This is a genomic window from Aurantimonas sp. DM33-3, assembly GCF_014334315.1.
GTDB lineage: Bacteria > Pseudomonadota > Alphaproteobacteria > Rhizobiales > Rhizobiaceae > Aurantimonas > Aurantimonas coralicida.
The window spans coordinates 19,334-30,719 of sequence record NZ_JACSGS010000023.1 but is presented as its reverse complement, the minus strand read 5'-3'; the positions used below and the strand labels follow the sequence as shown (position 1 = coordinate 30,719).

Genomic DNA, 11,386 nt, shown 5'->3' with positions numbered 1-11,386 from the left:
ACTTCGCCCGGCGCCTCAAGACCCTGAAGGGCCTCACGCCCTACGAGTTCATCTGCAAACGATGGACTTCAGAACCAGAACGATTCACGCTCGATCCAATCCACCAAATGCCGGGACTAAACATCTAGGTGCGGCGTGCCATGGCGCCAATCGCCGGAGGCGGGGCATACGGCAGGACATGATGTCACGGTTTTGCTGCAGCCAGTCCGGCGCGTTTCTGCTAGGTCGAACAAACGCCGAACCGCCACGCCCCGGTGCGCGCCGCGCGGAGCCTTTGCCCGCCAGCGTGACCGCGCAGGCGGAATGTCGGACGGATGTGGTGACGACGGCAGGCGGATGGACGAGGCGCCCCCAGACAACGCGATCGTGCGGGAAACGCACATGCCGGCGGTGGACGACACGCCGGACGCGCAGCCCGTCGCGCCCGCCAGGCAGCGCAAGATCATCCATATCGACATGGACGCCTTCTATGCCTCGGTCGAGCAGCGGGACGATCCGTCCCTACGCGGGCGGCCTGTCGCGGTCGGCGGCTCGCGCGAACGCGGCGTCGTGGCGGCGGCGAGTTACGAGGCCAGGGTGTACGGCGTGCGCTCCGCCATGCCCTCGGTCACCGCGCGGCGGCGCTGCCCCGACCTGATCTTCGTCAAGCCGCGCTTCGAGGTCTACAAGGCGATCTCGGCCGAAATCCGGGCGATCTTCGCCGAGCACACGCCGATCATCGAGCCGCTGTCCCTGGACGAGGCCTATCTCGACGTCACCGAGAACCTCCACGACATCCCCTCCGCGACGCAGATCGCGGAAATGATCCGCCAGCGCATCCGGGACGTGACCGGGCTGACCGCCTCGGCCGGGGTGTCCTACAACAAGTTCCTCGCCAAGCTGGCGTCCGACTACCGCAAGCCGGACGGGATCTTCGTCGTCACACCGGCCATGGGACCGGGCTTCGTGGAGGATCTTCCGGTTGGCCGCTTCCATGGCGTCGGTCCGGCGACGGCGGCCAAGATGCAGCGCTTCGGTATTCACACCGGACGCGATCTCCGCGACAGATCGCTGCCCTTCCTGCAGGAGCATTTCGGCAAGACCGGCCCCTATTACTATTCCATCTCCCGCGGCGTCGACGAACGCCCGGTGCGTGCCAATCGCATCCGCAAGTCGGTGGGCGCGGAAAACACCTTCGGCGCCGATCTCTTCGCCTTCGACGAGATGCGCGAGGCGCTGCAGCCGATCCTCGACAAGGTCTGGCGCTATTGCGAGACCAGCACCATTCGCGGCCGCACGGTCACGCTGAAGGTCAAGTTTGCCGATTTCCAGCAGATCACCCGCGCCCGCTCCGCGGTCCAGCCGGTTGCCTCGCGCGACGATCTCGAGCGCATCGCACTCTCACTGCTTGGCGCGGCCATGCCCTTCGACAAGGGCGTGCGGCTCCTGGGCGTCGCCCTCTCCTCGCTCATACGCGAGGGTATGCCGAACGAGACCCCGACGCAGTTCAGCCTGCCGCTCTGAACCAGAGCGCGCGAACGACAACGCCGGCCCCGTCGCCGCCAAGGGCGTGACGAGACCGGCGCGTGCCGCATCGAATATTAAGGAGTGCCGGGCGGGAATTGTCCCGCCCGGCAGGTTTCAAGCTCAGATCTGCTCGGTCTGGGCGCCGGAATTCGGCTTGGCCTTGCCGAGCGTCGGCTTCTGGCCGAGCGGCTCCGGCTGCGCCTTGACGGAGAACTCGCCGCGGCCGTCCAGGGACGGACCGGAGGCCCAGCGACCCTGCGGGGCGTCCTCGTCGAGATGCGTGTTAAGATAGTAGTAGGAGTGCTCGGTCGCCTCGTGGCTCTCCGGCGTGGAGTTCGGCACCGGCAGCGACGCCGTCAGGCCGCCCATCTCTTCCAGCACGGCCAGCCACTGCTGCTGGTGCATGGTGTCGCGGGCGATCAGGAAGGACAGCATGTCCTTCATGCCGGCATCCTCGGTCCAGTTGTAGAGCCGCGACGCCAGCACGCGGCCGCCGGCCTCGGCGGTAACATTCGCCATCATGTCGGCGGCGACGTTGCCGGTGGCATAGACGTGGCTGAGGTCGAAGGGCACGCCGTTCGCGTTCACCGGCATGGCCGACAGGCCCGAGGACAGGAGATGGCGCGGATTGGCGCCGCCGAGAATGGCGTGAACCACCGGATCCTTGGCCGCTTCCTCCTGCGCGCTCACCGGGGCGCCCTCGAGGTTCAGCGCGACCGCATGGCCGAGGAACTCGATATGGGACAGCTCTTCCGTCGCCGTCGACATCAGCAGGTTGCGGATGCGGTCGTCGCCGCGCGCGCCCATGGCCTGGAAGAAATACTGCATGGCGACGCGGATCTCGCCCTCGATGCCGCCGATCGCCTGCTGCAGGAGCTTGGCGAACTGCGGATCGGGCTTGTCGACGCGGACGGTGTACTGGAGCTTGGACGAATGGTGAAACATGATCTGTCCCTTCAGTTTCGGTAAGTCTGGTTCAGTGAGGCCGGCTGATGCCGGGATATCCGGAGATCAGAGGCTGGCCGCCGTGCTGTCCATCCAGGCGCGGTGACGCTCCTCGTCGGCCAGCGCGCTGGCGAAGAAGGCCTTGGATTTCGGCACCGCATCGCCGTGGTCGGCGGCGCGCCGATAGGCCGCGACGGTGTCGTCCTCGTTGGTCTTCATGGCCTTGAGGATCGTGGCGTCGCCCATCAGGCCGGCCAGCGCGACCTTTCCCGTCGTCAGGACCTGCTTCATGTCGCCCGAGGTCGGCGGATCGAACGAGAGTTCGCGAGCCATCTCATGCAGCACGTCGAGATGCTGCTGGTGATCCTTGCGGAAGGCGGCAACCTGCGTTGCAAGGCTCTTGTCGCTCAGATTCTCGATGCAGGTTTCATACGCCGCGATGGCGTCGTGCTCGAGGATGATGAGATCGCGAACCAGCGACTTGATGTCCGTCTCTGTTCCTACTGTCGTAACCATGATCGTCTCCTTTGTCGGCGCATGCGCGGTTCACCCTGCGAACTGGCGGGTGAATGCGCGGATCGCTCAGCCGAGCGTTCCTCGTTGCCTGACCCGAGAAAGGCGGTGACCGCGTCGAACGTTTCATCCGAGTTGCTTGTGCGGCTAAAGGAAAGGTCGACCGAGGGACGGATAGGTGCCTACGGATCTGGCGCGCATGCGTGACTAAACTTCCAAGCCGGGAATGAAGACGAGTAGTTCTGAGTAATATATTCGCGTAGACCGCGACTATACGGGCCGCGCGGCGCGCGGGGCACCATCGAGCGCGGTCGGCGATGAACCATCGCCGGCTGCGGATCATAACATGACAAACTTGATCATGATTAATCACCCAGCGCGCTCGTGGCGCCCTGCCATGGCGATCCGTAATCCTTGCGAAACCTTACGCGCCGACAGCGTATGCGACCTGCTCCGGAGACGCGGAAATCGTCATGAAGAAGCGATCCGCCGGCTACGGGAACGACCGGATCGACCTGCGTTGGAAGCTCGACGGGCCGCGTCCGTATCCGGAAGCCGGGACCGCGTCAGGCCGAACCGAGATAAGTCCGGAGCGTGTCGGCGGTGCCTTTCGCCGCCAGCATGCGCAGCCAGTCCGCGAAGGGCTCGGCAAAGCGCGGCTCGTCCTTCAGCCCTCCATAAACGGCTTCCATCGACAGCCAGGCCATCGGGTCGGTTTCGGCGGCCCGAGCCCGTTCGGTCAGGTGATCCCAATCCGGATCGTTGGGCGCGATCGCCGCGCCGGAATCGGTCACGCCCCGGCAGTAGCGGCACCACAGCGCGCTTTCGAGCGCCAGGCCCGTGGGGCTACGCCCCGCCTGCAGATTGTCGAGCACCGACGGCACGATGAATTTCGGCTGGCGGTTCGAGCCGTCGAGGCAGAGGCGGCGGATCGTGTCGCCGATCTTCGGATTGCCGAAGCGGCGCTTGATCAGGGCGTAATAGGCGCCGAGATCGGTATCGGGCACCGGCGGCAGGATCGGCAGGATTTCCTCGGTCTCGATCTTGTCGAGGAAGCGCGCGACGAGATCGGTCTGCATCGCCTCATGGACGAAATGCACGTCCAGCAGCCCCGCCGGATAGGCGATGATCGCATGGCCGCCATTGAGGATGCGGATCTTCATGTGCTCGTAGGGGGTGACGTCGGGCACGAACTGCACGCCGACCTTCTCCAGCGCCGGGCGGCCGGCGGGAAAATCGTCCTCCAGCACCCATTGCTTGAATTCCTCGCAATAGACCGGCCAGGCATCGTCGATGCCCAATGTCTCGCGGCAATGGTCGATCTCGCGCTGGCTGGTCGCCGGGGTGATGCGGTCCACCATGCCGTTCGGAAAGGCGACATTCGCCGCGATCCATTCGGCCAGCGCGCCATCCACCAGCCGCGCCATGCCGATCACGGCGGCCGCGCAGACCTTGCCGTTATGGGGAATGTTGTCGCAGGACATCACTGTGAAGGGCGCAACGCCGCGCGCGTGTCGCGTCCTCAGCCCGGCGCAGATCAGCCCGAACACCGTCGTCGGCGCCTCGGGGTTCTGCGCGTCGGCGACGATCGCCGGATGGGCCGGATCGAACTTGCCGTCCGGATCGATGAAATAGCCGCCCTCGGTCACCGTCAGGGAAACGATCCGGATAGCCGGATCCGCGAGTTTTTCGACGATCGCCGGCGTGTCGCCCACCGGCAACATGTCGATCATCGCGCCGGTCACCCGGGCGCTGGTGCTGGCATTGTCCTGCTCGACGACGGTGGTCAGGTAATCCTGCCCCGCCAGCCTGTCGCGCATGGCCTGGTCGGAGGGCATGACGCCCGCGCCGAGGATCGCGAAATCGTGCCCCTCCCCCATCTCGAACAGGGCGTCGAGATAGACCGCCTGATGGGAGCGATGGAAATTGCCGATGCCGAAATGCACGATGCCGGCACGCAGGCCCGAGCGATCGTAGCTCGGCACCGCGGCCTTACCGGCGATGTCGGGAAGATTGGCGGCGCAAAGCCGGACGCTCATGGCAGGTCTCCTCGGGCTGATCGTCGCGGCTGCCGGCCGCTCGGGGCGTGCCGGAACGGCAGGACACTGTGCGGGCGCAAACGGTTGCGGGGCGGCGGAGGTCCCGCCGGCCGCCCTCGTCCTAGCGGACGGCCAGACCCTGGCCGTCGAAGCGGTGCAGCTTGTCTTCCTGCGGGGTCAGATAGACCGTGTCGCCGTGATGGACAGGGAACTCGCCACCGGCGCGAACGGTCAGCGGCTCGTGGTGAATGGGCGATTCCACATGGAGGAAGGTATCGGAGCCCAGATGTTCGGCGACCTTCACGGTGCCCGTCCAGGCTCCTTCCGTGGTCGACAGCGTGACATGCTCCGGGCGGATGCCGATCGTCTCGACACCGTAGCGCTGCGCCTCCGCGCCCGTCACGAGATTCATCTTCGGCGAGCCGATGAAGCCGGCGACGAAAGTGTTCTGCGGCGCCGTGTAGAGATCGAGCGGCGAGCCCACCTGCTCGACCTTGCCGGCGCGCAGGACGACGATCTTGTCGGCCATGGTCATCGCCTCGACCTGGTCGTGGGTCACGTAGACCATCGTCGTCTTCAGCCGCTGGTGCAGTTCGGAGATCTCCAGCCGCATGCCGACCCGCAGCGCCGCGTCGAGATTGGAAAGCGGCTCGTCGAAGAGGAACGCGGCCGGTTCGCGCACGATCGCCCGGCCGATGGCCACGCGCTGGCGCTGGCCGCCGGACAATTGCCCCGGCCGCCTGTCGATATAGTCGTCGAGATTGAGCGTCTTCGCCGCGTAGTCCACCCGCCGGTCGATCTCGGCCTTGTCCATATTGGCCATCTTCAGCGGGAAGGCGATGTTCTTGCGCACGCTCATATGCGGGTAGAGCGCGTAGGACTGGAACACCATGGCGAGGCCGCGCCTGGCGGGCGGCAGTTCGGTGGCGTTCTGGCCGTCGATCATGATCTGCCCGGCGGTCACATCCTCCAGCCCGGCGATCAGCCGCAGGAGGGTGGACTTGCCGCAGCCGGACGGGCCGACGAAGACCACGAACTCGCCGTCCTCGATCTTCAGGTCGAGCTCGGGAATGATGACGACGTCGCCGAAGGTCTTGCGAACCTTTTCGAGGTGGATCTGTCCCATGGCGGAAGCTCCTTACTTGACGGCGCCGAAGGTGAGGCCACGCACAAGCTGTTTTTGCGAAAACCATCCGACGATGAGGATTGGCGCGATGGCAAGCATCGAGGCCGCGGAGAGCTTGGCGTAGAAATTGCCCTGCGGGCTGGAGAACGAGGCGATGAAGGCGGTCAGCGGCGCCGCGTTCGAGGTCGTCAGGTTCAGCGTCCAGAACGCTTCGTTCCACGACAGGATGATGTTCAGGAGCACCGTCGAGGCGATGCCCGGCACCGCCATCGGCGCGAGCACCTGGGTGATCTCCTTGCGCAGATTGGCGCCGTCCATGCGCGCCGCCTCGAGGATCTCGCCGGGGATCTCCTTGAAGTAGGTGTAGAGCATCCAGACGATGATCGGCAGGTTGATCAGGAACAGGACGACGATCAGGCCGAGCCGGGAATCCAGAAGGCCGAAGCGCACGAACAGCAGGTAGATCGGGATCAGCACGCCGACGGCCGGCAGCATCTTGGTGGACAGCATCCACAGGAGGATGTCCTTGGTTCGCTTGGTCGGCGAGAAGGCCATCGCCCAGGCCGCGGGAATGGCGAAGATCAGCCCCAGCGCCGTCGAGCCGAGCGACAAATAGATCGAGTTCATCATGTAGTGGAGGTAGTTCGACTGGGTCTGGATGGTCCGGTAGTTCTCCAGCGTCCATTCGAAGCCGACGAAGACCGCCGGGGTGGAGATCGCCTGCAGCTCGGTCTTGAACGAGGTCAGGAAGGTCCACAGGATCGGGAAGAAGATCACCAGCCCGACGAACCATGCGAGTACCGTCATCGAGATCTTGCGGCTCGTGGTCATGCGACGTGACATCTGGCAGCCCTCCTCAGGCGTCGAGATTCTTGCCGATCAGGCGGACGAGGAAGATCGCGACGATATTGGCAAGGATCACCGCCACGATGCCGCCGGCCGAGGCCGCGCCGATATCGCCGTAGGAGGTCGCCTGCTGCGCCACGAGATAGGTGATGTTGGTCGATTGCGATCCCGGCCCGCCCTGCGTCGTCACCAGGATCTCGGCATAGATCGACAGGAGGAAGATCGTCTGGATGAGGATCACCACGGTGATCGCCCGGCTCATATGCGGCAGGGTGATGTAGAAGAAGATCGACAGCGCCCCCGCCCCGTCCATCTCGGCCGCCTCCTTCTGGTCGGTCGACAGGGACTGCAGGGCGGTCAGGAGGATCAGCGTGGCGAAGGGCAGCCACTGCCAGGCCACGATGATGATGATCGACAGAAGCGGCACGTCGGTCATCCAGTCGATCGGCGTGAAGCCGAGCCCGGTCAGGAACTGGCCGATCACCCCGTAGACCGGGTTCATCATCATGTTCTTCCAGACCAGCGCCGCCACGGTCGGCATGACGAAGAACGGCGCAATCACCAGAAGCCGGACGAAATTCACCCCATAGACGTCATGGTCGAGCAGCAAGGCGACCAGAATGCCGCCGCCCACCGTGATGGCGAGAACGCCGAGCACCAGCACCAGCGTGTTGCCGAGGGCGGCGAGAAAGGTCGGGTCGGAGAGGAAGTAGCTGTAGTTCTCGAAGCCGACGAAGGGCTGGGAGAGCGGGTTATAGAGCGTGTAGTTCAGCGTCGAGAAATACAGCGTCATCGCCAGCGGCACGACCATCCAGATCAGGAGGACGATCACCGCCGGCGCCATCATCGCGCGGGCCGCGGCTTTGGTGTGCAAGGTGGCCATGACACTCCCCCCTCTGCCGCACCGGGTGATGCGGAGCCTGAAGTTCGAACCCGGTCGCCGGCCACGCGGACGGCGTCACGGCTTTCCTGGCGGGTCGCACGGGCCCGGCGATGGTGCCGGGCGCGCGCATATTGCAGGGCGGGCCAACGGAGAAATCGGCGGACGCGGTCGAGGCGGTTTGGCGCTCCCGTCATCGCCCGCGAACCGGCGGCCCTGTCGGCAGGGCGGCTCGTTCGGCGGCCGCCCTTGCCCGTGATCGTCCGCCGGGCGTCGCGCGCCCCGGGATCAGTTCTTGATGTAGCCGCCGCGGGTCATCTCGCGGACCGCGATCGCCTGCGACTGCTGCAGCGCCTGCTCGACGGTCGATGCCCCCGACAGAGCCGCGGCCATCTGCTGGCCCACTGCCGTGCCGAGCCCCTGGAATTCAGGGATCGCGGCGAATTGCAGACCGACATAGGGCTTGTCGTCCGTCATCGACGGATCGGCATTGTTGATCGCCGTCAGGGTCGCGTCGGCGAAGGGCGCAGCCTCGGTGTATTCCGAGTTCTCATAGAGCGAGGTACGGGTGCCGGGAGGCACGTTGGCCCAGCCTTCCTTCTCGGCGACGAGGGCGAGATACTCCTTGGACGTGGCCCAGCCGATGAAGGTCTGCGCAGCCTCGGCCTTTTCCGACGATGCCGGGACCGCCAGCGACCAGGCCCACAGCCAGTTGTAGCCGTTGTTCGGGCAGTTCTCGATGCCGCAGGGCGCCGGCGCGAAACCGACCTGATCGGGCACCTGGCTCTGCTTGGGATCGGTCACGAAGGACGCGGCGACCGAGGCGTCCATCCACATGCCGCATTTGCCCTGGCCGAACAGCGAGAGATTCTCGTTGAAGCCGTTGGAGGCGGCGCCCGGAGGACCGTATTTGTTCATCAGGTCGACATACAGGGTGATGGCCTTCGTCCAGCCTTCGCCCTCGAATTGCGGCTGCCAGTCGGCATCGAAATAATTCGCGCCGAACGAGCGGGCCATGTTGCCGAGGAAGCCCATATTCTCGCCCCAGCCCGGCTTGCCACGCAGGCAGATGCCATAGACGCCGGCATCCTGGTCGGTAATCTTCTCGGCCGCCTCGGCGATGAAGTCCCAGGTCGGCTGCTCGGGCATCTCCAGCCCGGCCTTCTCGAACAGATCAGTGCGATAGAGCGTCAGCACGCTCTCGGCATAGAAGGGCGCAGCGTAGAGTGTGCCGTCGACCGACAAGGCGTTGCGGATCGCCGGGATCAGATCGTCCGCGTCGTAATCGTCTCCGAGACCGTCCAGCGGCTTCAGCCAGTCCTGCTTGGCCCAGATCGGAACCTCGTAGGTGCCGATGGTCATGACGTCGAACTGGCCACCATTGGTGGCGATGTCGGTGGTCACGCGCTGGCGCAGGATGTTCTCCTCCAGCGTCACCCAGTCGAGCTTGATATCGGGATGGGCCGCCTCGAATTCCGACGACAGCCCCTGCATGCGGACCATGTCGCTGTTGTTGACGGTACCAATCGTCAGGGTTGTCTGGGCATGGGCCGGCGCCTGCCAGGCGAAGGCCGCCAAGGCAGTTGCAGCTGCAAGTACCGTCCTGGTCGTCGAATAGTTCATCTCGGTCCTCCCGGTTCACTCGACTGGCCGTTGACCGGCTCTCTTCCGATTTGCGAACCAGTCTGCCTTGGGAATCCCCCAACGGCAATACGTCCATCGGCGATGAGTTGGCCGCCGCGGACGGCGCGGTTTGGCGCAACCGCAAGATGGTATCGTTTGAAACGGCATCGTCCGTCAGCCTTGCGGCTGGCATCGGCCTCGGCCGGAACGCCTGCGAGGCGACGGTGACGTCGTGGGACGCAGACCCGGTTCGCGGTCAGCCCGCAAAGGCGAACTCCCCGGCGGCCTCCCACGGGCCTCCCCGATAGTGCCACAGCAACAGACCCGTGGCCGTCACCTGGAACGGCACGAACGCCGCCGACATCGCGTCGTGAAGCGCCTTGGCTTCGGCGGCCCGGACCTTGTTCTGGATCGTGACATGCGGGCGAAAACCCTGCGCGTCCTGCCGCGTCAGATGCCCGGACCAGAGCCGGGCGAGATCCTGCCTAAGCGCGGCCAGGGCGGGGCTGTCGATGGCATAGGCCGTGCCCTGCCCCAGGAACCGCAGCGACGTCACCGGAATCGCAAAGGCCAGTTGCGCCGCCGCCCGCGCGGCCAGCACATCGCAGATCTCCCGGTATCGCTCGCCCGGCAGATGATGGAACAGGGTGAGATGCGCCGGGATCAGATTGCGCTCGGGCGGAAAATGCCGCCGTCGCTCCCTGTCGAAACGCGCAAAGCTCGCCGCATCGAAGCGCAGTGTCAGGATCAGCGGCGCGTCATCCATGGCGTCGATCGTCACAGCGCATGGCGGGGCGTGCCGCGAAAGGCCCGCAGCCCTGCCCACCAAGACGGTGACGGCACCCGGCTTCGCTACCCGTCGCCAAGGCTCTTATACCAGTCGGCATAGACGGTCCCCGCCACCATCCGCCGATTGAGGACGGGCGTGCCGTCCGTCCACCAGACGGGCCCGCGTTCGCCGAGGCTCGTCTTTGCCGCGTCGACGCGTTGGCGCGCCTCTGCCTTCAGTGCGGCATCGTCCTTGGCGTCGCGGACCGCGCGCCGGGCGGACATCAGTTCGTTGACGAGATGCTGGCGCCGTTCGGGATCGAGCGACGGGTCGCTTGTTCGCCAGAGCCGTCCCCGCACGACGAAATAGCGTCCGTCCGGCGTCGTCGGATACGCCTTGCCGTTCTGCGCCATTACGAGACCACGGGCAGGTGCCGAAGACCCCGCCGGCTGCCAATGGCAGCCCCGCGCGTCTCGCGATCCGGCATGGTCTGGTGCCTAGTTGCGGACGGGTGCATGGGCCGAGCCCTGCGCCGTCACCGAGCGGTCGATCCGCTCGCGATCCAGCACGCCCGAGGCGCGCAGCTCCGCCTTCAGCTTGTCGATGGGCGGGGCGTAGAGAAACCCGAAGGAGACGCAATGGTCGCGCCCCTCCACCGCGTGGTGAAGCCGGTGCGCCTGCACGAGGCGCTTGGCATAGCCGCGATGCGGCACGTAGCGGAACGGCCAGCGCTGGTGCACCAGCCCGTCATGGGCGACGAAATAGAGAAGCCCGTAGAGCGTGATGCCCCATGCGATCGCGAGGAGAACGGGCGAAAGCGCCTGTCCGACGAAGAACAGGGCGACGGCCATGAGGCTGAAGACAACGGCGTAGAGATCGTTCTTCTCGAAGAAGCCTTCGGTCTCCTCGTGATGGGATTTGTGCCAGCCCCATCCGCTGCGCCCGTGCATGACGAATTTGTGCATCGCCCAGGCAAACGCTTCCATCGCGGCCACGGTGGCGATCACGATCAGGGCGTAGAGGAGAATCTCGAAAAACATGGCGGCTCTGCAGGTTGCGGGCTCGCGCTCTGGCGCGCGCCCATGCTGTCAATATGGCGAGGAGGTCCCGCGCTGCCAAGCACCGGCCGGACGCGTAAA

The 11,386-nt window shown here is 65.5% G+C and carries 11 protein-coding genes and 1 pseudogene; 2 read left to right on the top strand and 10 right to left on the bottom strand.

All coding sequences use genetic code 11. From position 1 onward, the window contains the following. Both H9Q09_RS20840 and dinB read left to right on the top strand, forming a co-directional pair. Positions 1–128: pseudogene (locus tag H9Q09_RS20840) on the top strand (IS481 family transposase); the annotation flags it as partial. 253 nt (positions 129–381) lie between these two features. Then, on the top strand, positions 382–1,503 hold the full coding sequence (gene dinB / locus H9Q09_RS20835; protein WP_187392645.1) for a DNA polymerase IV: 1,122 nt from the start codon (positions 382–384) through the stop codon (positions 1,501–1,503). 123 nt (positions 1,504–1,626) lie between these two features. Here the strand turns inward: dinB and H9Q09_RS20830 are convergent, their stop codons facing one another. From H9Q09_RS20830 to H9Q09_RS20785, 10 genes are all read right to left on the bottom strand, one after another. Beyond that, entirely contained in the window at positions 1,627–2,451 is an 825-nt protein-coding gene (locus H9Q09_RS20830; RefSeq protein WP_009208421.1) for a manganese catalase family protein, read from the bottom strand. Between the two features lie 66 nt (positions 2,452–2,517). Continuing rightward, positions 2,518–2,967, bottom strand: a complete 450-nt coding sequence (locus H9Q09_RS20825) for a ferritin-like domain-containing protein (RefSeq protein ID WP_009208420.1) — start codon at positions 2,965–2,967, stop codon at positions 2,518–2,520. A gap of 563 nt (positions 2,968–3,530) precedes the next feature. Then, a complete protein-coding gene (locus H9Q09_RS20820; protein ID WP_187392644.1) occupies positions 3,531–5,003 on the bottom strand; it encodes a mannitol dehydrogenase family protein in 1,473 nt (490 codons plus the stop codon). A gap of 121 nt (positions 5,004–5,124) precedes the next feature. Beyond that, positions 5,125–6,129, bottom strand: a complete 1,005-nt coding sequence (locus H9Q09_RS20815) for an ABC transporter ATP-binding protein (protein WP_187392643.1) — start codon at positions 6,127–6,129, stop codon at positions 5,125–5,127. 12 nt (positions 6,130–6,141) lie between these two features. Beyond that, positions 6,142–6,972 (bottom strand): carbohydrate ABC transporter permease, encoded by an 831-nt coding sequence (locus H9Q09_RS20810; protein ID WP_187392642.1) that lies wholly within the window; start codon positions 6,970–6,972, stop codon positions 6,142–6,144. Between the two features lie 13 nt (positions 6,973–6,985). Next, complete coding sequence (locus tag H9Q09_RS20805; RefSeq protein WP_187392641.1) at positions 6,986–7,858, bottom strand: sugar ABC transporter permease; 873 nt, start codon at positions 7,856–7,858, stop codon at positions 6,986–6,988. 285 nt (positions 7,859–8,143) lie between these two features. After that, a complete protein-coding gene (locus H9Q09_RS20800) occupies positions 8,144–9,478 on the bottom strand; it encodes a sugar ABC transporter substrate-binding protein (protein WP_187392640.1) in 1,335 nt (444 codons plus the stop codon). A gap of 256 nt (positions 9,479–9,734) precedes the next feature. Then, on the bottom strand, positions 9,735–10,244 hold the full coding sequence (locus H9Q09_RS20795; protein WP_187392639.1) for a 2'-5' RNA ligase family protein: 510 nt from the start codon (positions 10,242–10,244) through the stop codon (positions 9,735–9,737). An 86-nt stretch (positions 10,245–10,330) separates the two neighbouring features. Next, a complete protein-coding gene (locus H9Q09_RS20790) occupies positions 10,331–10,660 on the bottom strand; it encodes a hypothetical protein (protein WP_187392638.1) in 330 nt (109 codons plus the stop codon). A gap of 84 nt (positions 10,661–10,744) precedes the next feature. Further along, complete coding sequence (locus H9Q09_RS20785; RefSeq protein WP_024349178.1) at positions 10,745–11,287, bottom strand: sterol desaturase family protein; 543 nt, start codon at positions 11,285–11,287, stop codon at positions 10,745–10,747. Positions 11,288–11,386 lie beyond the last annotated feature (99 nt).